The organism is uncultured Aquimonas sp. (assembly GCF_937888285.1).
Taxonomy (GTDB): domain Bacteria; phylum Pseudomonadota; class Gammaproteobacteria; order Xanthomonadales; family Xanthomonadaceae; genus Aquimonas.
In genome coordinates this window covers 34,394-56,199 of record NZ_CALART010000005.1, presented here as the reverse complement: position 1 = coordinate 56,199, position 21,806 = coordinate 34,394, and the positions used below count along the sequence as shown (strand labels likewise).

General features: G+C 67.4%; 22 protein-coding genes and 2 tRNA genes. 13 read left to right on the top strand and 11 right to left on the bottom strand.

Annotated elements, in window-relative coordinates:
- The first annotated feature begins 830 nt into the window (after positions 1-830).
- The 4 genes from Q0654_RS00675 (at position 831) to Q0654_RS00660 (ending at position 4,967) form a co-directional block, all read left to right on the top strand.
- On the top strand, positions 831-2,597 hold the full coding sequence (locus tag Q0654_RS00675) for an Eco57I restriction-modification methylase domain-containing protein (RefSeq protein WP_298849440.1): 1,767 nt from the start codon (positions 831-833) through the stop codon (positions 2,595-2,597).
- Complete coding sequence (locus Q0654_RS00670; protein ID WP_298849438.1) at positions 2,594-3,421, top strand: PaeR7I family type II restriction endonuclease; 828 nt, start codon at positions 2,594-2,596, stop codon at positions 3,419-3,421. The genes Q0654_RS00675 and Q0654_RS00670 overlap by 4 nt, the downstream gene beginning before the upstream one ends.
- Positions 3,422-3,562: 141 nt before the next feature.
- Positions 3,563-4,330 carry a hypothetical protein gene (locus tag Q0654_RS00665; protein ID WP_298849436.1) on the top strand — a complete coding sequence of 256 codons (768 nt, stop codon included), beginning with the start codon at positions 3,563-3,565 and terminating at the stop codon, positions 4,328-4,330.
- Positions 4,331-4,580: 250 nt separating this feature from the next.
- Positions 4,581-4,967: a hypothetical protein gene (locus Q0654_RS00660; protein WP_298849434.1), complete on the top strand. Its 387-nt coding sequence runs from the start codon at positions 4,581-4,583 to the stop codon at positions 4,965-4,967.
- A 63-nt stretch (positions 4,968-5,030) separates the two neighbouring features.
- Here the strand turns inward: Q0654_RS00660 and Q0654_RS00655 are convergent, their stop codons facing one another.
- Positions 5,031-6,539, bottom strand: coding sequence for a fibronectin type III domain-containing protein (locus Q0654_RS00655; RefSeq protein ID WP_298849432.1), 1,509 nt, complete (start codon positions 6,537-6,539; stop codon positions 5,031-5,033).
- A gap of 39 nt (positions 6,540-6,578) precedes the next feature.
- Positions 6,579-7,565 carry a SprB repeat-containing protein gene (locus tag Q0654_RS00650; protein ID WP_298849431.1) on the bottom strand — a complete coding sequence of 329 codons (987 nt, stop codon included), beginning with the start codon at positions 7,563-7,565 and terminating at the stop codon, positions 6,579-6,581.
- A 76-nt stretch (positions 7,566-7,641) separates the two neighbouring features.
- Here Q0654_RS00650 and Q0654_RS00645 point away from each other — a divergent pair, with 76 nt between their 5' ends.
- The 4 genes from Q0654_RS00645 to Q0654_RS00630 all read left to right on the top strand — a co-directional run bounded on the left by Q0654_RS00645 (position 7,642) and on the right by Q0654_RS00630 (position 10,586).
- Complete coding sequence (locus Q0654_RS00645) at positions 7,642-8,013, top strand: hypothetical protein (RefSeq protein WP_298849429.1); 372 nt, start codon at positions 7,642-7,644, stop codon at positions 8,011-8,013.
- Between the two features lie 224 nt (positions 8,014-8,237).
- A complete protein-coding gene (locus tag Q0654_RS00640; protein ID WP_298849427.1) occupies positions 8,238-9,038 on the top strand; it encodes a tetratricopeptide repeat protein in 801 nt (266 codons plus the stop codon).
- 52 nt (positions 9,039-9,090) lie between these two features.
- Complete coding sequence (locus Q0654_RS00635; RefSeq protein WP_298849425.1) at positions 9,091-10,089, top strand: hypothetical protein; 999 nt, start codon at positions 9,091-9,093, stop codon at positions 10,087-10,089.
- A gap of 26 nt (positions 10,090-10,115) precedes the next feature.
- Positions 10,116-10,586: a hypothetical protein gene (locus Q0654_RS00630; RefSeq protein ID WP_298849423.1), complete on the top strand. Its 471-nt coding sequence runs from the start codon at positions 10,116-10,118 to the stop codon at positions 10,584-10,586.
- Between the two features lie 508 nt (positions 10,587-11,094).
- On the opposite strand, the gene Q0654_RS00625 is transcribed toward Q0654_RS00630, so the two are convergent.
- Positions 11,095-11,274 (bottom strand): hypothetical protein, encoded by a 180-nt coding sequence (locus Q0654_RS00625; RefSeq protein ID WP_298849421.1) that lies wholly within the window; start codon positions 11,272-11,274, stop codon positions 11,095-11,097.
- Here Q0654_RS00625 and Q0654_RS00620 point away from each other — a divergent pair.
- The 3 genes from Q0654_RS00620 to Q0654_RS00610 all read left to right on the top strand — a co-directional run bounded on the left by Q0654_RS00620 (position 11,273) and on the right by Q0654_RS00610 (position 13,022).
- Complete coding sequence (locus Q0654_RS00620; protein ID WP_298849419.1) at positions 11,273-11,545, top strand: hypothetical protein; 273 nt, start codon at positions 11,273-11,275, stop codon at positions 11,543-11,545. The two genes, Q0654_RS00625 and Q0654_RS00620, sit on opposite strands and share 2 nt — an antisense overlap.
- Before the next feature lie 381 nt (positions 11,546-11,926).
- On the top strand, positions 11,927-12,097 hold the full coding sequence (locus Q0654_RS00615; RefSeq protein WP_298849417.1) for a hypothetical protein: 171 nt from the start codon (positions 11,927-11,929) through the stop codon (positions 12,095-12,097).
- A gap of 721 nt (positions 12,098-12,818) precedes the next feature.
- A complete protein-coding gene (locus Q0654_RS00610; protein WP_298849416.1) occupies positions 12,819-13,022 on the top strand; it encodes a hypothetical protein in 204 nt (67 codons plus the stop codon).
- Between the two features lie 197 nt (positions 13,023-13,219).
- Here Q0654_RS00610 and Q0654_RS00605 read toward each other — a convergent pair whose 3' ends face one another.
- The 7 genes from Q0654_RS00605 to Q0654_RS00575 all read right to left on the bottom strand — a co-directional run bounded on the left by Q0654_RS00605 (position 13,220) and on the right by Q0654_RS00575 (position 18,723).
- Positions 13,220-13,903 (bottom strand): hypothetical protein, encoded by a 684-nt coding sequence (locus tag Q0654_RS00605; protein WP_298849414.1) that lies wholly within the window; start codon positions 13,901-13,903, stop codon positions 13,220-13,222.
- A 315-nt stretch (positions 13,904-14,218) separates the two neighbouring features.
- Entirely contained in the window at positions 14,219-14,686 is a 468-nt protein-coding gene (locus Q0654_RS00600) for a hypothetical protein (RefSeq protein ID WP_298849412.1), read from the bottom strand.
- Positions 14,687-14,746: 60 nt separating this feature from the next.
- A complete protein-coding gene (locus Q0654_RS00595) occupies positions 14,747-15,868 on the bottom strand; it encodes a slipin family protein (protein WP_298849410.1) in 1,122 nt (373 codons plus the stop codon).
- Between the two features lie 713 nt (positions 15,869-16,581).
- Positions 16,582-16,648, bottom strand: a tRNA-Arg gene (locus tag Q0654_RS00590).
- A gap of 4 nt (positions 16,649-16,652) precedes the next feature.
- A tRNA-Cys gene (locus tag Q0654_RS00585) sits at positions 16,653-16,726 on the bottom strand.
- A gap of 574 nt (positions 16,727-17,300) precedes the next feature.
- The gene (locus Q0654_RS00580; RefSeq protein WP_298849409.1) at positions 17,301-17,426 is read right to left on the bottom strand and encodes a hypothetical protein; all 126 of its coding nucleotides are present in this window, start codon (positions 17,424-17,426) and stop codon (positions 17,301-17,303) included.
- A gap of 217 nt (positions 17,427-17,643) precedes the next feature.
- Positions 17,644-18,723, bottom strand: coding sequence for an agmatine deiminase family protein (locus Q0654_RS00575; RefSeq protein ID WP_298849408.1), 1,080 nt, complete (start codon positions 18,721-18,723; stop codon positions 17,644-17,646).
- Positions 18,724-19,245: 522 nt separating this feature from the next.
- Here Q0654_RS00575 and Q0654_RS00570 point away from each other — a divergent pair.
- Together Q0654_RS00570 and Q0654_RS00565 are read left to right on the top strand one after the other, a co-directional pair.
- Entirely contained in the window at positions 19,246-20,307 is a 1,062-nt protein-coding gene (locus Q0654_RS00570; protein ID WP_298849407.1) for a hypothetical protein, read from the top strand.
- 63 nt (positions 20,308-20,370) lie between these two features.
- Positions 20,371-20,616, top strand: a complete 246-nt coding sequence (locus tag Q0654_RS00565; protein ID WP_298849442.1) for a S8 family serine peptidase — start codon at positions 20,371-20,373, stop codon at positions 20,614-20,616.
- A 316-nt stretch (positions 20,617-20,932) separates the two neighbouring features.
- Here Q0654_RS00565 and Q0654_RS00560 read toward each other — a convergent pair whose 3' ends face one another.
- Positions 20,933-21,613 (bottom strand): hypothetical protein, encoded by a 681-nt coding sequence (locus Q0654_RS00560; protein WP_298849406.1) that lies wholly within the window; start codon positions 21,611-21,613, stop codon positions 20,933-20,935.
- Positions 21,614-21,806 lie beyond the last annotated feature (193 nt).

Here is a 21,806-nt window from a genome sequence, read left to right as displayed (position 1 = left end):
TGCATCCGGACGATCCTGCGTGGCGGGTCAGCCACGAAACCGTGTACGCGGCGATTTACGCGCATCCGCGCGGCGCGTTGAAGAAGCAGAAATTGGGGTCAGGTTCACTTCCCAAAGCATGAGAAGTTACTCTGGCCCCTTTCTTGAGGTTCGTATGGAACTTGCGCGAGAGCTATGAGTGGGGGATTTCCTGTGATGGGGGATGAGATTAGAACGGCCATTTCCGTGCTCGCACTCTTCAGCTCTGGTCTGTCTCTTTATCTAACGCGACGCCTTTGGTTGAGCACTAACCGGCCGATAGTGGTCGCCTTCGTTGATGAGTGCTCATCTGGGAACACGTCGACTGCTTTTAACTTGGTGATCTCAAATGTAGGGAATCGCCCCGCGCTTGAGGTAAGGTTGCATGCGGACAAGAGGTCGCTCGATGCGCTCATCTCCAAGAGCGCCCCTGACGAAGTTGCGAGAATTATTGCTAGTTGTTTTGATGGCGAAAGTGCGGTTGCTGTACTTCGGAACGGGGAGGAGCTAGTCAACGCCTTTGGTTCATACAGCAGCGATGTCCGATGGCAGCACCTTAATTACGGGGCAGCGATTCCGATACGTTTAACTTATTCGGACTTGTCCGGAAGGGTGTACAGCGAGTGCTTGCGATTAAAGGTATTTCCTAGGAATGGGTTCGCCGGAAGCGTTTGGAAAGTCCGGGCGGGTTCAAAGTAGGGTGAATGGGTTAGGTCTATCTTCGTAGCATGGTCTTGTTCTCTTGCATCGCAACCTCAGCCGCTATCTTTTCAGCGCTTGCCTGATCTCTCCCCGCCCGCCACCCTCGCCGCATGCCCTCCCTCTTCGACTCCCTAGGCCCCGCCTTCCGCGCCCCGGACGTCTCCGCCGCGCTGGAGTCGCTTGCGGCCGAGAGCGAGGTCGAGCGCGGGGCGGTGTTCACCCGGCCCGAGGTGGCGGCGGCCATCCTCGATCTCTGCGGCTACACCGCCGACCGCGCCCTACCTCGCCTGCGCCTGCTCGAGCCTTCCTTCGGCGGCGGTGATTTCCTGCTGCTTGCGGTGCAGCGTCTGCTGCAGAGCTGGCGTCGCGAGGGCGGCACGCCGGCATCGGCGCTCGCTGATCTGCGCGAGACCGTGCGCGCGGTTGAACTGCATCGCGGCAGCGTCGATGCGGTGAGTGCGCGTCTGCTGCCGCTGCTCTGCGATGCCGGCATCGCGCGCGCCGATGCCGAAGCCCTGTGCGCGGCCTGGCTGGTCTGCGACGACTTCCTGCTGACCTCGCTGCCCGGCGAGTTCGATGTGGTGGTGGGCAACCCGCCCTATGTGCGGCAGGAGCGCATCCCCGCCCCCCTGCTGGCCGAGTACCGCCAGCGCTATCGCACCCTGTTCGACCGCGCCGATCTGTACGTGCCCTTCTACGAGCGCGCGCTGGATCTGTTGGCGCCGGGCGGGCGGCTGGGTTTCATCTGCGCCAACCGCTGGGTGAAGAACCGCTACGGCGGCCCGCTGCGCGCCAAGATCAGCGGCGGCTTTGCGCTGCTGCATTACATCGACATGGAGAACGTCGATGCCTTCCACACCGAGGTGATCGCCTACCCGGCCATCACCGTGATCGAGCGACCGCGTGCCGCCAAGATGCGCGCCGCGCCCACCCGCGTCGCCACCGCCGATGCTCTGCAGCAGCACGGGCTGGCGCGCGTGGCGCAGAGCCTGCTCGCGGATGCGGTTGCCAGCGGCGTCGATGAAGTCGACCTCGCTCAGGGCGGTGAGGCGCCCTGGCTGCTCGATGATGTGCCGCGCCTGCGTCTGCTGCGCCGGCTGGAGTCGCAGTTCCCCGCGCTGGAAGACGCCGGCTGCAAGGTCGGCATTGGCGTCGCCACTGGCTGCGATCGCGTCTTCATCGATGACCTCGAAGCGCTGCCGGTCGAGCCCGAGCGCAAGCTGCCGCTGGCGATGGCGCGCGATCTGGTGGACGGCCGCATCGACTGGCGCGGCCGTGGCGTGCTCAACCCCTTCGAGGCCGACGGCACGCTGGCCGATCTGGAGCGCTATCCGCGCTTCGCCGCCTACCTGTACAAGCACTACGAAGCGGTGGCCGGCCGCCATGTCGCCACGCGCAGCGGCGAGGGCTGGTATCGCACCATCGACCGCATCTACCCCGAGCTGGTGCGTCAGCCCAAGCTGCTGGTGCCGGACATCAAGGGCGAGGCGGTATTCGTGCTGGACGAAGGCCACTACTACCCGCACCACAATCTGTACTTCATCACCTCGCGCGAGTGGGATCTGCGCGCCCTGCGCTGCGTGATGCGCTCGTCGTTGAGTGTGATGATCGTAGCGACCTACTGCACGCGCATGGCCGGCGGCTTTCTGCGCTTCCAGGCGCAGTACCTGCGCCGCCTGCGGCTGCCGCAGTGGAAGCATGTGCCGGACGCGCTGCGCGCGCGCCTGCAGGCCGCGGCCGATGAGGCCAAACCCGATGCGCTGGACGCACCGGTGTTCGAGCTGTTTGGGCTGAGCGCGGACGAAGGCCGGCTGGTGCGGCGCATCGCTGAAGAGGCGCAGGTGACCGGACGCGCCAAGCGCAAGGCGGCCGCATGAAGATCCAGCTGTTGCCCGAAGGATTCGACGCGCGGATTGGTGATGCGGTGGAGGCGTTCTGGAAGACGCGCACCGGCGCGGTGATCGAACGCAGCCAGGGCGGCAGTCGTGATTCCGTGGTCGGCGGCAAGAACATGGACGGCTTCGCCCAGCTCGTGCGCGAGGTCGTCCAGCACTGCGGCCTGCCGCCGGAGTGCGTGTATGCCGGCATGCGCGACGTGGTGCTGCCGGGGTTCTTTCGCGCCACCAAGAACTGGGACGTGCTGGTCATCCACCAGCGCCGCCTGCTGGCGGTGTTCGAGTTCAAGTCGCAGGTGGGCAGCTTCGGCAACAACTTGAACAACCGCAGCGAAGAAGTGATCGGCTCCGCCGCCGACCTGTGGGTGGCGCACCACCACCACGCCTTCAGCGACGGCCCGCACCGCCCGCGCCGCGGCGGCATCGCCGAAACGGCGGCAGGCGAGGGCGACTACTGCCGTGACCAAGCCGACACCGATCCCGCCCTGCTCAACCCGACCCTGCGCAGCGACCCGCGCCCACCCTTCCTCGGCTGGCTGATGCTGCTGGAAGACTGCGAAGCCTCCACCACCCCGGTGAAAGTTCAGGAACCGCACTACCGCGTCTTCGACGAATTCCGCAATGCCAGCTACGCCCAGCGCTACCAGATCCTCTGCGAGCGCCTGGTCGAGCGGCAGCTCTATGCTGCGGCTGCGCTGGAGCTAACAACGCGCGACAGCCGCGAGCATCGCGCGCTGTCGGAGGCGACGAGCTTGCGGGCGCTGTTTCGGGAGTTTGCGGGGCGGATGGTGGCGGCGGTGGGGTGAGGGCGGCACCGGGCGATTCGCGAGGTCGGACTTCTGGCGTGCGCGCACCCGCTGCGCTTCCAATCAGCTGTAACGCTTGGCATGCCTCAGAACACGCGCCATCCTTCGCCTCGATTCTTCCCTACGCAGTTTGACTCCGCCGTGCCCTTTCCCTCACGCACCTTCAAGCGGCTCCTTGTTGCCATCGCGCTGGTTTCAAGCCTCAGCGCCTGCGTCACGCCTCAGGGCATCCGCTTGGCGCGCAGCGGCCCGAGCGCGGAGGAGCTTGCGGACTTCAATGCCCGCAACCTGCTTGTCGGCGCTTGGGTCGAGCCCGGCGGGCAGGTCGAGACACCGGCAACGACCCTGCTGCAGCCGGTGCCCGGGCCCCGGGTGATCGTGGTGGGTCACGTCATGGCGCTGCAGGCGCTGGATGCGGATGACGTCGACTATCAGAACTACGCCAGGGCCGCGGCGGGCCCCGGCCAGCGGCCGGCGCTGGACCGCGAGGCGTATGTGCTCACCAGTGCGGGCCGCACGGCGGTGCGAACGGCCGGCGTCACCGGCATCTATTCGCAGCAGAACATGGCGGAAGTGCCGCGTGATCTGGTGGACCGCATCGAGTTCTCGTCGGCCTTCGGTACCGCCATGGTCGGCACCTATGGCGATCTGGTGGCCATGCAGGTGATGCCCTTGCTCGGGCCGTGGCTGACGCACGTGCTGTGTCGCAAGCGCGAGCCGGACTACGCCGGCTGCCTGGAGCGCTACGCCACCGGCGTGTTCCAGTCCAGCGATGGACGCGAGATCGACGGACGACTGCGTGTGGTCGAGGGCGGCGAACGCATCGACCCTGCAAGTTTCCGTCGGGTGCTGCCGCGAACAGACAGCGATGTGACGGGCGCCGCCGAGCAGGCGATGCGATCCGAGTGATGGGGGGCAGGGCCACTTTCCTGGCCACGTTATCTTGATTCGAACTCTCCCCCCTGGAGTCTTCCCTCATCTGGCAGCCAGCAGTTCAATCTCACTCACATTCGGGGGTCTTTCCGTGGCAATAGGGCAACGTTCTGCGAAGCATCTGGTCGTGCTCCTTGGATTAGGTTTTCTTTCCACTGGAGGGCACGCGAATTCCGGGCCTTCTGTCGGGATGTACGCGGACTGTGAACTCAGCGACGCAGCATTTATGGCTGCCGTCGACGCCCTTGCAGTAGTCGATGGTGACGAGGTGAACTGCAATTCGACCGATGGGCAGAATCATCTGGCCTTCTCGTCGGATCCTCCCGTGATTCGCCGTGAATCGAACGGGCTACTCTCCGTCCGGTTTGCTTGTCAAGACGCGGAGGCCGCGGTCCAGTTCCATTCGCGCTATCAGTTCGAGGAGGTTTTTCTCGGACTGGGCCGCGATATGCTCGGCCCGATGCTGCTGGCGCCGCTATCCAGTGCGGACGACTGCGGAGCCCTGTTCGGCTTCTCCGAAGCAGAAGCGCGTGGATTCTGCGCTTCAGTGCACGCAGCGTCCGCCGGGCGTGTCATCTGCCAGGACACCTCGGCGGACGCGTCCACACCCTGATGGCGCGAAGAGCGCAGCGGTCCGCGCCGCTGCTGGCACGGTACCGCCAGCGCTACTGCGCCCCTACTCGAACCCGCTCCGCAACAACCCACGCTCGTCCGCCGCGTCGATAAACCGCAGCCGCAGCGGGTGGCCGCCGTTGAGCAGTAGCCCGGCGGGCGGTTCGAGGCGCGCTTCGAACTCGATGAACAGCGCTTCCGGTGGGGGCACGCCGCTGAGCGCGATCACCGCGCTCTCGCCCGCGGCCAGCGCCAGCGCGGTGCTGACGGGCTGGCCGCCGGCACTGGGCGTGCACGCGTCGGGGCTCATGCCGCTGCACGACCACAGCACATCGCCGAGCCCGAGCAGCAGCGGCAGGCGTGCGCCGAGCGCCTGCACGGTGTCCGGCCCGTGGTTGTCGATGTGTACGCGGTATTCCAGTCGTGAGGCCGCGGCGTTTGCAGGCGATGCGCGCGCGGCGGAGAGCACCAGTTCGGCGCCCGCGCTGGCGGGCGTCACCGCATTGGAGGGCGCAGACGCCGGGCCGGTGCGCGCGGTGTTGATGGCGGCCACCGTGAAGCGATAGGCGGTCTGGTTCTGCAGGCCTTCGATGCGGCAGGGCGCGGCCGCACAGACGCGTGTGTCTCCGCTGGGAAGTATCTCGATCGCATAGCCCGTCAGCGGGCTGCCGCCGGCGTCTGCGGGCGGCAGGAAGCGCAGTTCAGCGGCGCCGTTGGAGGCCACGGCGCGCAGGCCGGTGGGGACACCGGGCACGCCCGCGGGGATCACGCTGTTCGAAAGCTCCGACGCTGGCCCGCGGCCGGCGGCGTTCACCGCGATCGCGCGGAAGGCGTAGCTGCTGCCGTTCTGCAGCGCATCGATGCGGCAGGGCGGGCCGCTGCAGACCAGCTCGCGGCCGCCCGGTTCGACCTGCACGACGTAGCCGCTGATCGCACTGCTGCCCGATTCCGCGGGCGGGGTGAATGCCAGCGTCGCCGCGCCGTCGTCGGCTGTGGCGCTGCCGATCAGCGGTGCGGCCGGTGTGGCCAGAGTGCGGAAGCTCTGCAGGCTGCCGTAGCGCGTGCCGACCGTGTTGGTGGCATAGGCGCGGACGTAGTAGAGGGCGCCGGGCTGCAGGCCGCTCACCGTAGTCGCAAACGTACCGATGCCGCTGCCCAGCGCGACCCGGGTGTCGAGCACGGTGGGCGTGCGCGAAGTGCTGTACACGAGTCCGCGCTCGCTGACTGGGGCATCGCCCTCCGCGACCACGGCGCCGCCGAGCTGGGCGCTGGTCTGCGCGATGTTTGCGGCGGGCGCCGTGTCCACCTCGGGCGCACCGGCGGGCGCTGCGGAGCGCAGGCTCTCGCTCGCCGAGGTGGCGCAGTTGAAGTTGTCGCCCACGTTCACCGTGTACGTACCGACGCCGAGCAGCCCCGTGGTGGCGCCAGTCCCGCCCGCAGGCGACCAGCTGTAGAAGTAGGGCGGCGTGCCGCCGCTGACGTTGGCGATGAGGCGGCCGTCGAAGGCCTGCGGGCTGCTGGTCTCGATGCTGAGGATGCTGTCGACTCGCAGCTGCGGCGGCTGCGTGAGCACGGTCGACAGCGACAGGCTCTGCCCGATCGCATCGCTGACCTACACGCTGTAGCTGCCGGCCGGGCGTCCGGAGATCTCCACGGCGGTGCTGCCACCGGGCGACCACAGGTAGCTGTAGGGCGGCACGCCGCCGCTGGCGTTCACCCGTAGGCGACCGTTGCTGCCGCCGAAGCATGCGACGCCGTTCACCACCGCGATGGTGCCGAACAGCTCCGACGGCGTGCTGAAGCTGCGGGTTGCGCCGTAGACCGTCGCCGCCGGGCTGATCGCGTAGGCCCGCACGGCATAGGTGCTGTTCGGCTCAAGGGTCACGGTTTCGGCGAAGCTGCCTTGGCCGCTGCCCATGGCGACGCGCTCATCCTGCAGGGTCGGCGTCGACTGCGTGCGGCTGAACACCACGCCGCGCTCGCTGACCGCCGTGCTGCCCTCGCTGGTGACCGTGCCGCCCAGCACGGCGGAGCGTGCGCGGATCGAGGTCGGCATCGCCGTGCTGATCGTCGGCGGTGTCGGCTGGCCGATCACCACGCTGCCCTGCGCGCTACAGGCGTTGAAATCAGTCACCGAGACGGAATAGGTGCCGGCGGCGAGGCCGCTCAGGGTCGGGCCGCTACCGAACGGCGACCAGAAATAGCTGTAGGGCGCTGTGCCGCCGCTGGCCGTGGCGGTCGCGCTGCCGTCGCTGCCGCCGAAGGTGCTGGCATCGGTGCCGACCACGCTCACCAGCAGCTGGGGCGGCTGCGTCACCGTGGTGAAGAGGTCCAGGCTGGCGCCCACCGAATCCGTCACCCGCACGCTGTAGTCGCCGGCGGTGAGACCCGTCGCCGTGGCCGCCGTGCCGCCGCGCGGGCTCCAGATGTAGCTGTAAGGCGGGGTGCCGCCAGTGACCGAAGCGGTGGCGGAGCCGGTGTTGCTGCCGAAACAGTTGGCCGGCGTGCTGCTGACGCTGCCCGACAGAGTCTGCGCCGCGGACAGCGTGAGCAGGCCCAGCCACATCAGCACCGCCAGCAGGGCCTGCAGCGCGGGCACGCGCCGTCGCCTGGGCGAGCGCGGCGAATGCGCACCAGCGTGATCCACGGATGGGGTACAGGAAAGCAGGGGCAGCATGCGGGTCTCCGACGGCGCGGCCGGGCAGAAGTCGCGCTTCACCGCGAAAACGCTAGCGCAGGATGGCGCTGGCGTCCCTCATCGGGCCGTGCATGTCGCGCGGGCAGCGGTGGCGGGGGATGGGCAGTTCCCTGTTCCCTCAGAAGGCGACAGGCGGAGTGGGACGCGTCAACAAGGCCGGCGCCAGTCTTGTCTCAATCTCATGGGGGCTGGACTATGCATCGGCCTGCTGTCCGCTGGCTGCGCAGTCGTGTTTGACTCAAAGGCATTCCTGCTGGGGATCATCGCCGGCTGGCGCGTTTGTGCAGTCGGGTTTGCCGTGCATTTCTATCTGATGTTCAAGTACAGCATGTGGCGCTCGCCGGAGTAGTTCGCCACAGTTCTCTCCCACCCACTGCCGAGAACGGGGGCGCGTACATTTCCCATGAGCCAGGAAATCTGTCCGACACTTTCGCGCTCGCTGGGTCCGGAAGGGCTCCCGCTGTATCTGCGCTACCGGCGCCATCCGCGATGGCGCTCTACCCAAACTGCACCCTTGGGACTTCGATGACGATGGCCTCTTCTTTGCGTCGGTGGTGTGCAGTCCGGAGCCTCGTGCGCTGCGGATGGCTGTTCGCGCTTCTTGTACTTTCGGCTTGCGCTGAGCAGGCGCCAGCGCCTTCAGCCCAAGATCACGCGCGCGCCGCACTGGAGCGTCTGGATGCCGGAGGCCTGCGTGGCGGGGTGCTGGAGCAGGTCGCTGCTGACGTATCGCGGGCGCGGCAGATCGATGCCAACGACCCCTGGGTGGCGCTTGCCTCCTCAGAGCTGGTGCTGGCACTGGGCTATCGCAGTGGCGATGCCTTCCGCGGCAGGAGTTATGCGCCGGAGGCCGTCACCCATGCTGAGCGTCTGCTGCAGCCGGCCTTGCAGGCAGACCCGCCGGTCGCACGCGCTTTTCTCGCCCAGGCGCGTCTGCAGATTCTGCGCGGACAGAGGCGGCAGGCATGGGAGACGCTCAACACCGCATACACCCTGCAGCCGGAACACCATCGGCCCTGGCTGCTGCGTGGGGTGATCGCTCTGCAGATGAAGGATCCGCAGCGCGCGAAGACGCAGCTAGACGAGGCTGAGCGGTGGGCCGACTCGGACGCCGCGAGGATTTCGGTGTTGCGGCAACGCGCTCGAATGGAGCGTGTGCACGGCTCACCTGAGTCCGAGCTCGCGCAGCTGCGCCGCATCATCGAGATAGACCCCAGCGCGGCCCACGCACACGGAAACCTGGGTGCTGCGCTGCTGCGCATGAAGCGCTACGAGGAGGCCATCTACGCTCTTGAGCGGGCGCTGGCGATCGAGCGCTATCCGCTGGCGGAGCAGCAGTTGGCCCGGGCTCGGCAGGGGCTTGCATCGAAGTAGGAGTGTTCAACGCGAGTGACTCGCGGAATCCTGTCCTCGGGAATCTTTCTCCATGCGCAATCCCAGCCGTTGGTACTGGTTTCCGGACCCGAAGTCCTTCCTCGTGCGCGGGGCCGTTCCATCCGGTCTCGTGCAGTCGCTCAGCCTGCTGTGCCTGCTTTTGCTGGCGGCCTGCGCGCGCACCGAAACCCGCCGTGCAGCGAGTGCTGCGCCTGAGCAGACGATCGAACGGTCGGACGATGCAGGCTCCTCTTCCGATGGAACAACGACATCTCCAGGCGGCAGTTGCAGTCACGGCCTGCGCCTGGAGGGCATGCTGGCGGTGCCGACCTGCCCTGAAAACGGCGAGGGCTGCCGGTACGGGCGCGATGCGGTGAATGCGTATGCCGAGCACATCGATAGCCCGCCTCACGAGTTCAGTGTGCTCGTGGCATCAAGTCCCTGGCGCTTTTACAGCGGGGATGGCCGCATCCTTACCATCGAAGCCTTGACGACGGAGTTGCGGACGAGCTTCAAGCCTGAAGTGCGCGAAGTGGTGCTGTACGCCAGTTGGTCAGGTATTGCCCCCGAGGCGCATGTGCGATCGCTTGCGCGGCAGGTGTCGGATGCGCTTGACGGGTTTCCGGTACGGGGTCTGGATGGCTTCATGTGGCTGGAACCGGATGGGCGCGTACGGACAACGCAGCAGGCTTTCAGCGGCTGGTACACCGGCGGCGGCTACCGGGTGGCGCCCGACCAGCCGGTGCTGACCTCGCTCGCCTTCGGCGAAATGATGTTCTACAACGAGCGCCTGCGCGAAGCCGACGAGTACGGCTTGTTGCTTCACGCGGCGGTCGGCTGGGACGTGCACGGGCTTTGTCCCGAGCGCGCACTCGCCGAGTTCGAGCTGATTGCACCCCATCATCCGATCGCTGCGTACAACGCCGCGCTGATGCGCCTGGCGTCGGGAAAGGCTGAAGACCGGGCGAGAGCGCTTCGCTTGCTGGAAGTCGGCGAAAACGCGGGTGATGAAGCTGCGCGTGAGTTGCGAAGGCGTTTGCTATCGCCATGACTGACAATGGAACTGGACTGAGCTGTATGCCAAGCGACCCCTTCAAGTTGACCCAGAAGATTTCTTCCATGGGGTTTCTCATGGTCGCTGCCGTCGCGCTGCCGGGATGCGCGGCGTATGAAACGTATCGCTCAGTGCCGGTCGTGGAGCGGGAGTTCTTCGTTCCAGCCGCCGACGTCATTGATCGAGTCGAGCGCGCGGCCAATGTCTGTTGGAACGAGAAGCGCGCCCTGGCGGGCGACACGATCGAGATCCGGAGATACGACATCGGCGTGGGCGGCACCTCTCTTCAGATTGCGCCCAAGGTGTCCAAGCCTGGGTTCGCGAGCGCCTTCCTCACGGTGCGCGTGGTGTCGTCGACAGCGAGCCTGAGCTTCGTGACGATCGAGGAAGCGCAGACCGTCTACCCGGACAGCTTTCGCGGGTTCGCACCCACGGTTGAAGCGTGGATCGAAGGGCGTCTCGAGTGCGGAGGGCGGGTGCCTGGCAGAACCTGAAGAGAACCAACTACGCATCGGCGGTATCGTGCCGGTTGACGAATCCGGCAGTGAGATTCAGATCGGTGGCTCATCTGGGGGCGTGGGTTCTATGCCCTGTCGTGTTGGTGGGTGTTGGCGCGGGACACCGCATCTTTCGGGAGGCCGGTGCGCGACACGCGCACCCTACGGGGCCCGGCGGTGCCTCGGGTTTGGGCGGCGGGGTTATCGTCGCCCAGGGGCGCTTCGCCGACGCATCGAGTCTCGCGGCGCGTACGTTTCGCCGTCATCGCCAAGATGCGCGAAGCGTGGCGCGCCGTCGTCGATCATCTGGCAGGCTGCAGCGCGCGCGGCGCGCATGAAGTCATGCGGCATACCCCAGTAATGGATTGCATCCGGTAGGGTGCGCCGAGGCGTAACCCATCCGATAGGGTGCGCCTGCGGCGTATCCCATCCGGTAGGGTGCGCCTGCGGCGCACCAAGGCCCGGCGCGTTCCCCGGCGCCGCGCTCGCCCGTATCCAACCGATATCAACCTTCCTTCTGGAGCGTCTGCATGAACCGCACGATTTCTCGCCGCGCGTCTCGGCTGATCGCCGTTGCCCTCATCCTGTCGAGCGCCGCATGCACGGGCAGCGAGCCCGAGTCGGCCAACGAGCCCGCAAGCGCCCCACGCGGCGCGTACCACGGCGAGATCTGGTCCGACGGCATGTCCCCATCCGTCACCGAGTTCTACGGCGAAACCCGCGATGGCCGCGACGGCGTGTATCGGTTCGAGTACGGCGACGACGTGGAAGAGGGCGTGCTACTCGACTGCAAGCGGCTCAAGGCCCAGGAGTTCCGCTGCGGCTGGAAGGATCGCTGGGGCTCAGGCCAGCTCGACCTGAAGTTCAGCGCCGACTTCAATGCCTTCACCGGCGTCTGGAGCGATGAGAGCAACCCTCCGTCGCTCGGCCTGCGCTGGCATGGAGCGCGCCGGTAAGAATCCCGCCTCATCGGGGAGGCGTGCCAAAGTCGGACCGGCGGGTGCCGGGGCGCTGCAGCACCCGCGGCAGGACACGCCCTGCGCTCGCTTGAGCCCTCTCCCGGTCACCTCAGCGTGGTGTGACCTCGGACGGCGGAGGCCGCAGCGAACGCGCTGATGGGCTGTACTGGGAACGACTCAAGCTTGCTTCTGCTTGGAAGGCAATCGCCACTCTGCTGAAGGTGGCGTTTCCGATCCGTTACCGCCGCGAGGTGGGTGCGTGCCGACATGGGAGCCCATGGCGCCGGACACTGCAGGCGCGGGCGCAGTGGATGCCTCCGTCCTGGCGGCAGGCGCGCCGCACCGGTCCTGGCCGGTTCTCACTATCGGAGAGATGACATGAAAAAGAAGATTCTGCTGACGATGGCTGCGGCCATGCTCGCGCTGGCCAGCGCCCAGTCGATGGCGATGATCGTGGTCGACAGCGACGGCCAGTATTGGGATTGCAACTGGCAGCGCGGCGTACTCGTCTGCGTGCCGCTGGACTACATGCCGCCGCTGGATCCCTGATCCGCCCGCCGGGCTCTGCCCCAGCGAGCGGGGCCGGCACGCAGTGTCTTCAAGATCCGCCGGCCCAGTCAGGGGTGGTCCCGCTGGTGCTCGATGCGTGCCGGATCAGGAAGGACGTGGCCCTGCCTGCATCGTCCAGCCCGGCCGCGCTGAGCGGGCTCAGGAGGAGCTGGCTCAGCGCGGTTGCTCGCACCTCCGGGGGTGAGAGCGTGATCGATGCCGTCGGTGCGAGTCCGGACCGATGGTCGGCGATCGAACCTGCAATGCCACCAGCGGACGGCTGAAGACGCTCGCGTGCGCGTCACGCCAATCGCATGGAGCGGTGGCGGGGCGTTTGGCCGTGCCATTGCGACAGGGAGGAAGCTGCGCCATGGTCAAAGTTAGGCGTCAAGCGCGGCAATAGCGTGGATCGCGCGCAGCCTCGACGCCTCGCTGCTGCCGCCTGGTCAAGGCGCCGGCGACGCAGTAGCGAGGGGCCGAAACCGTCCTCGGGGCTTGGCACTGTCCTGCCTGCGCGCCGATTCGATGGGTCTTTCCGCACTGTTCATGAAGGTTCATATGCCTGCTCCGGCGTGCACAACTGGCTGCGTCCCTTGGTCGCCCGGCGCGCCCTTGAACGAGCGCCCAGCGGAAGCGTGGAGGCCTGGCAGTGAGCGGCCGCCGCATGCCGGGTCCCTTGGTTGCGCAGGCATGGCAGCGTCCTCTGGACACGGGAACCGCAGTGCTCGCTTTCATGGGGCCGCTGGCGCCCGTCGGCACCGAAGAGCAGATCGCAGCGGACGCCAGCATGAGCTCGTCCGTGCGCAACGCGCCCGCTCAGCTCGAAGCCCTGCCGCTGCGCTCCGGCTGCACGCGTCGCGATGGTGACGAGATGCCCGTGCGCATGGAGTTCAACGATCACGGCGAGCTGCGTCGGCGCGAATGAGCGGTCTCGTCAGGTGTCCGCCAAGCGGCGTGTTTCCGGCGGGCTTATTCGACATCAGGGCGGTCTCCAGCAATCGGCGCCTCGACTCGCATCCACTGCTGTTCTCACTGCATCGGCGAACGAATCCCGGACTCCCACGCGTCGCTCTTGAACGGCAGCGACCGCGTCCAGGCCTAGGCCCTGCGGCAGGCGAAGTCTCAGCGCTTCCCGCCGCCACGGCTCGGCTTCGCCAGGGCCGTCAGCGAGTCGGGCACGCAGCCGAAGATCTGCAGGCTGTCGCCCGAATCGAAGCGGAACACGAAATTGTCGAACACTTCGCTGGCGCGCACATGCTCCACCGCCGTCACCCGTGCCTGCACCAGTGGAGAGAGCTGCGGCACCTCGCAGCGGGTGAAGTGCATCAGGCGCAGCCGGGCGCCGCGTTCATCGCCGAGGATCCACCCCACGATCAGCGAGGTCGACCAATCGCGATCGAACTGCAGGCTCTGCAGCTGGGCACCCACCAGCGCCTGGTAGGAGTCCAGCTTCTCACCCTGGCGCGGACGCCGGTTGCCGAAGCCTGCATCCTGCGGGTCCTCGCAGATGAGCGCGCGCGCGGCGAACCAGTCGATCACGCCCTGAACCATGTCGATGTCGGCATCGCCGTCGATGCCCTTGAGACTCCAGAGCAGATAGCCGGGCTGCAGCTGCAGGGTGCCGGGCAGGCCGTCGATCCATCCATCAAGGAGGTCGCCGCGCAGTCCGGTGCCGGCATAGTCGGCCAGCAGCTCGGTCACGAGCTTCTGCCGCAGCTTGCGCTGTGCCGGGCTGGGTGCGAAGTCCGGGTCGCGCAAGGCCTCGAACGAAGGTGTTCGGGTGACGAAGAAGAGCTCGAGTGACATCCGGTGGCCTGGGTGAGTGGAATGCGCAGCCGCGATCATCCGATATCTCCGGCGCGCGGCCTATGGCGCTGCGGGCAGTGCCGCGACGCGGCATTCGCCCGTCGGCGCCATCGATGCATTCCATCTGGCAGGAGCTGCCGCAGCTGCGAGTGGCTTGGCTGCGCTTCGCAGGTCAGTTGTTGCCGAGGTTGTCTGCACGGGCTCGCTCACGCATCGGGGAGGAGCCTGCGTGCAGGCGACCGCAGCCTGCGCCATGCCTCGAGCCAAATCCCATCGACACGGCATCGACCACTCGGCGCCGCGAAGGTCCAGCCCTCAGGGCTCGATGTCGGCATATACGGCCCCACGCATACGCAGCAGCAGTTCGATCCGCTGCTGCAGGGCTGCCGCGCGCTCCATACCCGCCGACAGCGCTGCGGAACTGCCCGCGCGTTCGCGCGACCAGATCGTGCGGATCAGCTCTTTGTCCGCATCGAAGTGCGCGCGCCAGCGGGACTGGGCGCGCTGCAGCTGGCTCTGCTCGTCCACGGGAAGCAGTGCAGACAGGGCTTCCTGCGCCTGTGTCAGCTCGCTCTCCAGAAACGCGATCCATGCGCCGATCTCGGCGGAGGCGCTGCCGCCCGCAGCTTCCGCAACCGCCAGCTCATACGCCGCAGCGCGCGTTCGGAACTCGCCTAGATAGTCGGGGGCATCGGGGTTGTCGACGGCGCCAACGATCGATGCGCATACGAGGAGGATCAACAGAAGCAGGGTGCGAGTCGCGGGCATCGCGGCGGTGTCCATGGGTTCATCCCTTGACATGGCAAAGGCCGCGCGGCCGATTCCCTTCGGCCGCGCGGTTTCTCATTTCAGCGTCACCAGCTGCTTGAGCACGCCATCCAGGCCGCCAAACACGGTGAGTTTGTCGATCTTCTCGGTGACCTTTTCCAGCGCCTCCAGCTCCTTCAGGTGCATCAGCACCGGGCTGTCCTCCATCAGCTTGGCGGTGTTGAGCAGCGAGCGCGTGGCGTTCGCTTCCTCACGGCGGCGGATCACGTTGGCCTGGGCCGCCTTCTCCGCCTGCACCACGCTGTTCAGGATCTCCTTCATGTCGCCCGGCAGGATCACGTCCTTGACGCCGACGCCCAGCACCTCCAGCCCCAGCGCCTCGACGCGAGCGCGCACGTAGCTGTAGATGTCGGCGTCCAGCGAGGCCTTGTCGCCGAGCAGTTCGTCCAGCGACTTCGACGACACCGCCTGACGCAGCCCGAACTGCAGCTCGCGATACAGGAAGTCACCGTACTTGGCGACCTTGGTGCGGGCCGCCACCGGGTCGGTGACACGCACGCTCGCACCCAGGTTCACGCGCAGCGAGACCTTGTCGCGGGTCAGCAGCTCCTGGCCGCCGACTTCGATGGCCAGTACGCGCAGGTCGATGACTTCGGCCACGACGTTCTTCTGCAGGTTCCAGAAGGCCGCAGCACCCGGCGTCAGCACCCGCGCGAGCGTGCCGTCGACGAACAGCAGGCCGGCGTGCTCGCTGGGCACGGTCACCGACACCGCGACCTTGTCGAGCAGGCCGATCTGGCGCAGGCGCTGCGCGGTGGCCACATCGATCTCGCTCGATTCGGCCACGGCGATGCGCTGCACCTCGACCGGCACCAGGCCCTTCCAGTAGAGCTTGCGGGTGCCCGGCTGCAGCACGTCCTGCAGCTTGCCGTGCTTGAACACGAGGCCGAGCTCCTGGCCGCCGATGTCGGCGAGCAGGAAGTTCTCGGACAGGTGCCCGCCCAGACCAGCGATGAGGGCGTCGATATCCTTGCCGGCGTACTCCGGCTGGGTGATGTCGAACAGGCGCACTTCGACTTCATCGAACCAGGCCCGCAGGCGGTGCACGCCCGGGCCCAGCACGCGCTCGAAGCGACGGTTGCGGTAAACGAGGCCGCGCTCGGCGTCGCCGATCACGACCTTGCGGATCATCAGCATTGCGGTCTCCTTTACTTGCATTGGGCTCGACGATGGGTGGGCAGGCCCCGGTGCCGCGGCGAGCCGATGCGCGACGGGGGCAGGGGTTGCGTTGTAGGTCAGCTTTGGGTTGCGCTTGGCGATTCGACGCAGTGGCCACCTGCAGGTGTTCAATGCAGTGCGCCTCTTCCGCGCGCCTGAGAAGCGCAGTGCGCTGGTGATGCCCGCTCGTTCACTCAGCCCGTCATCCCCGCGCAGGCCGGGATCCCGTGCTGCTGCACCTCCGATTGGCGTCAGAGGCGTGACTGCACTTACGTGCAGTCACCGGGTGCCCGACTGGGTCCCCGCATGCGCGGGGACGACGAGCGGGGGAATGCGCGGCCTCAGTGCCCTCAGGGACTTGAAGTGGGCTTCTGTGGATCAACAAAGCGCACGGCCAACAGGCCGCGATGCCGCGAAGAGAAGGGTTCGCCCCGCCGCCCTCGGGACGGAGATCCAGCGCGCGCGTGCGGGCGGCGTGGCGTGGGTGTCGCGCTCTCCGAACTGGCAGAAGGCGATCCCTGCGCGGGCCGGCCGCTGGCGCGGGCGGGGTCCCGGTCCAGTTGACGTTGCCGCCTGGTGTCCCTTGAACCTGCAGCCGAAGCCGCGTGTTCGCGAGTCGCCAGGCGGCGCGGGGCGAAGCCCGCTGGGCGCAAGGCCCCGGGTGGTGCGATGGAACACTGCGTGACAGGCAGTTGGAACGGGAATCGAACCCGCAACCCTCGGATTAGAAGTCCGATGCTCTAACCAATTGAGCTATCCGTGTGTCGGCATACGGGACTCGAACCCGCGACCTTCGGACTATGCGGTCCGACGCTCTCGCCTCTGAGCCAATGCCGTCGCTGAGAAACCCCCTGCAGCCGGCCCGAGGCATACGCCACGGCAGCGCCGCGCGCACCGGACGGGCGTGGGAACCCGTACCGCTACGAACCGGTGAAAGAGGCTTCGCATTGCCGCCGGTTCACGGCGGCAATTCCTGCAGGCCGCTTTGGCCTGCTGCGGGCCTGCTGCTGCTGAGCAGGCTCGCGCTTGTCCTGGAACTCCCTGTATTGATTGCGAACCCTGAAGCCAACACTCGCTTGGCCTCATGCACCTTGGGTCCACGCCAGTCTGCCGAGTCGAGCCCCTCTCCCCTGGAGGGAGAGGGGTTGGGGAGAGGGGGGGCAGGCTCGCGCAAGCCTTCGCTCCCCTCTTCCAAACCCCACGCCCTTGCTTCGTTCAAGCGCATCTGATGCTCAGCTGACTTTGCCAGCCGATCAGCGATCCGCTGCGAATCAACGAGGCGAGAGAAGGGAGCGGCTTCGAACCGCTGTCGATCGCGAACGCTGGAAACAAAACGCCCCCGGGTGGGAACCCGAGGGCGTTCGCGTCGCCTCGGGGAGATCGGGGTCGCCGATCTCCCGCGAGCGGAAGATCAGCCGGTGGTATCGATGCGGCGGTTGCCAGCGATGCCGCGCTGGTCCAGCCGCATGCGCGCGCAGACGTCAAAGCCGAAGGGCCTCGCGTGCGGCTTGCGTGGCGGGTGGGCGATGCGGTTCATGGCTGGGTCTGCTCTGGAACAGTGCGGGGAAGTCCGCGAGGTGGCGCACGATACGCCTGTTTTTCGGGCTGTCAAGCCCTCTGTGCGTCGCGCTTGAAGCCGCCGCTGCAGCGGCGCGCCAGGTGCGGAGCGGCCCCCGCAGTCGAAGATCGCACAGTGTCGACGCGCGCGCGGTGTCGCTCAAAGCACACGGGGCACGGGGTGTGCCGCGCGCTCCTCAGTCCTCGAATCCGTCTCTGAACAGAACGATCGTACCGACCTCGGGGACGTGCATCACGATGCAGTGGATCGCGCCGGCCAGGGCGATGATGTTGGTGCAGTCGACGGTGTCGATGGTGCGTCCCGGAAACGCCTGCTGGAACACGCTCACCGCCTGCGCGTTCTGCGCGGCGTACTGGTTCGGGTTGCTGGCCGGGGTGAAGCGGCAGGTCAGCACCAGATCGTTGAGGATCACCGCGTTCGCATAGGTGCAGTGCGCGCCGCTGCACTGGAAGCCTGGCGTGCGGAACACCGTGTAGCCGCGGCCTGCCAGCGTCGTCGCCATGTCGTTGGTGACCTGTGCCGGCACGCCGCCGAGCAGGCTCGGCGAGTACTCGGAAATGATCACCGAGTCCCTCGATGCCGGCAGCATCCACATGTCGATGTGGCGGGTCGCATCCAGCGCCTGCGGCAGCGCGGCGGTGACTTCGACCAGGTTGCCCTGGTAGTCGAGATAGCGGGCCTGCACATCGGCCAGGCTCAGCGAAGGATTGCCCTCGGACGGGTCGAAGATCAGGTTGGTCAGGAAGGCCGCGCGGTCGTCGAACAGGTGGTAGTTGCCGCCGCCGTGCAGCAGGCCGATTTCGTAGCGCGGCTGGTTCCAGGCGTTCGACAGGGCGGTGGGAATCAGATTGTCGTTCGGCCGCGGACGGTTGTAGGTGTGGTCGATGATCGCCAGCTGGCCGGCTTCATCGACGACATAGCGCGGGCCGTAGTCGCGCATCCAGATGCTGTCGCTGGCGGCGATCACGAACTGCACGCGGGCGAGATCCGCGCCGGCATTGCTGAGCGCCGTGGTCGCGCTGGCCTGCTGCGCGCTGCTCGCGACCACCAGGAAGACCTTGGCGCGGCTGTCCACGGTCGTGACCTTGGTGATCATTTCGGTCTGCAGCGGCAGCAGGCTGCTGGTCGCCGTCCAGCGCATCAGGATGCCGGCATTCGGCTCGTACTCGGCGATGGCGCGGACGGGGCCTGGAGGCGGCGCGCGCAGCGGCACGGACAGCGGCGGCGTCCAGCGCGCGCGCTCCTCGGTCGTCATGTGTCGCGGAAGAGGAACTTCCTCTTCCTCCGCCCATGCCGATGCGCTGCAAGAAAGGCCGGCGACCAGGGTGAGGATGCACAACACTTGCGGCAGGCGCATGGTGGTTCGAGGAAGAGTCTCGGGAGCCTGAGTCTAGCAGTGGGGCGCGAAGCGGCAGGGAGCGGTCGCTTGATTCCGTGGAATGGACGTCGACCGAACGAGTGCGAGGCGTACGGGACCCGGACGACGCAGTCAGGGTCGTCAGCCTCCCTGCAGCGGCGGCTTGCCCGCGCTCCCAGCCGGCGAAAGGGGTTGCCACCGTGGCGACGCCGTGGCCGCTGCCCGCGCGCACTGCACTTGCGCGAGTAGAACAGGCTGGCGGTCGGCGATCGCCGCGAGGCGTGAGGCGGAGCCGCCCCATTCTTGACGGGCCCTCGCGGCGGCTTGTCGACTTCGTGTGTGCAGGCGCGACAACACGGGGCGCGCCAGAACGGCGTCTGCCCGGAGGGAAGGTGAGCCGGGCGCTGGTCCTGAATCCTGATGGCGGGTCGTGCTGCTGTCTGCAGTGTCCCTTTGCGTAAGCTTTGCGCGTGCAGCTCCCAAGGACAGGCACCGATGATCATCCCGAAGTACTGGGCGGAAGCCCGCCTGCAGCATCGCGAGCGTCGCCGTCAGGTCACCGTGCGCCGCTTTGGCTGGTCGGACCTCAGCCTGGAGCAGGCCCAGGCGCATGCGGAGGCGCGCGTCGCCGACGCGATGGCGCAGATTCGTGCAGGCGTCGAGTTGGCTCGGCGTGAGCGCCGGGTCGCCTACAACGGCGCAGACGGTCTGCCGATCCGGGAAGAGGTCGTGCAGCGCAAGGGTGAGTCCGTGATCACGCGCAACGGCTATGGCGCCTTGTGCCTCAACACCCCGAATGTGCTGTTTGCCGACATCGATTTCGTCGAGGCGCCGGACTGGCGTCTGCGCTGGACGCTGACCGGGTTGCTCGCACTCGCCTTTGCGCTCGCTCTGGGGTCGGCATTCGGGCAGGGCTGGGGGAGTGCGCTGGTGGGCGGGCTGCTTCTCGGGCTGATCGTGGGCGGGGTGTTGAGTCGCTTGCTGTTCCGGTCCTGGATGGCCCTGTCCGGTGGCGTCGAAGGGCTGGCGCGACGCCGTATCCAGCGTTTCGTCGAACGACGCCCTGACTGGCGGCTGCATGTGTACCGCACCCCGGCCGGTCTGCGGCTGCTGGCGATGCACCGCCTGTTCGATCCCCGGGAACCGGAGGTTGCCGCCGCCTTCGAGGCGCTCGGCGTGGACGCCGACTATGCGCGCATGTGCCGCAACCAGAACTGCTTCCGCGCGCGCCTCACGCCCAAGCCCTGGCGCATTGACCTGCCGCGACTGCGTTCGCCCTATGCGGCGGCGTGGCGTCCGGAACACGCCGACTTGCCCGCACGGCGCTCGTGGGTGGCGAAGTACGAGCGCGCATCGCAGGGTTTCGCCGCCTGTCGGCATGTCGATGCTTTGGGCAGCGGCCAGGAGCATGCCGTGGCCGCTCAGGTGCGCCAGCTGCACGACTCGGTGTGCAAATCGGCGAGCGTCCTGCCGTTGGCGTGAGCGCTCAGGGGAACGTCTCCTTCGAGGCAACTCTCCACTGAGGGCGGCTCCGACTTCAGCGGCATCAGCGCAAATGGCCCGACCTTCTCTGGCACATCGATGGCCGCACCGATGACCGCGGGCTGCATCGCCGTGCTCAAGCAGGCAGCGCCCACGGCCACGTCGGATGAAATCGGGGCTGCACTGGAGGCCTCGACCGTACGCCTGCTGCGACCGCCGATGACCCTGGACTACCCGCGCCTCGACTGCGCGGATGTACTGCTGCGGTTGGCGGTGGAGGTGTTTGCCGATCGGTTCGAGCTGCGCTGAAAGCATGTGAGAACCATCCGCCTAACGCGGCCGACCCTGGCTGTCCGTGGCGGCAGCGCGCTTTGAGAATTCTGTGGTCGCTGGCTCGCCAAACGCCCTCGGATTGACGTACCGCGCTTTGCCACGACCGCCCAGAGGCGCCCTCGCTACGGCGTCTGGGTTCTCACACCCTTTGAGTCCGCTGGATGCGCAGCGCAGGCGTCGGGTTGAAGAGCCCGAGTGACCACATCGCCAGCGCCCCGGCTTCAAGGAAGGTCCCGCCTGGCGCGTCGCCCACAACAGCGCGGGCGCCCAGGCAAGGGGCGCAGCGAGGCGATCAATCGCAGCGCAGCCCTTCAAGCGGCGTCAGCGCCTGCAGCTGCAGCTGCTGTATGCCGTCGCGCCCCTCCAGCCTGGCCTCGGCGCGGCCGCAGTCGAGGAATCGCAGCTCCAGCCTGCCCCATAGCGGTCGGCGGATCTGCGCCGGGTCGAAGGCGCCGAAGCGGCCGCCTTCGACCGCCAGCGCGCTCAGGCTGAAGGGCTCGCCGTAGCGCGGACGATGCACGGTGCTGCCGACCAGGGTGAGATTGACGCCGACATTGCGGTGACCGTGAAAGACGAAGGCGAAGCCATCGCCGGCCAGCACCGAGAAGCTGAAGCCCTGGCCCGAGCTGGCGGGGTCGTACCACGCGCCGCTGAGGGCACGCGTGTCGCGGATGTAGAGCGGCGACAGGCTGTCGAGCCAGGCCTGGATGTCGGCGATGTCGCGCGCGTCCAGCACGGTCTGCAGGAATCGCATGGGCGAGATGACTTCGGTGGCGGTGCGGACGCCGCCGGGGACGCCTATGGCCTGGCGCGGCCGATCGGTGCGCGGGTCGGGCTCGTGGCAGCGCCCGCACACCTCCAGATAACGCTGCTGTCCGCGGGCCGCGTCAGGTGCTGTCTGCGCGGTCGCCTGCTGGACGACGAGGCCGCTGATGAGCACGGCGATCAGCCGCGCGCAGGGGTGGTTTGGCATGGTGGTCCCGGCCCGGCTGCTGCGGGCCGCCAGTCTGGACCTGGCGTGTTGCAGTGCTGTGGCCTGCCTGGCAGCGCCTGCGATGTGCCGCGAACGTTTCGCGCCCCGCAAGGACCTGCGCCTTGCGACGGCGCGGCGCATTCGGGCGACGACCGCTTCATGCCAGAGTAGGGGCCATGGCGGGGTGCCGATG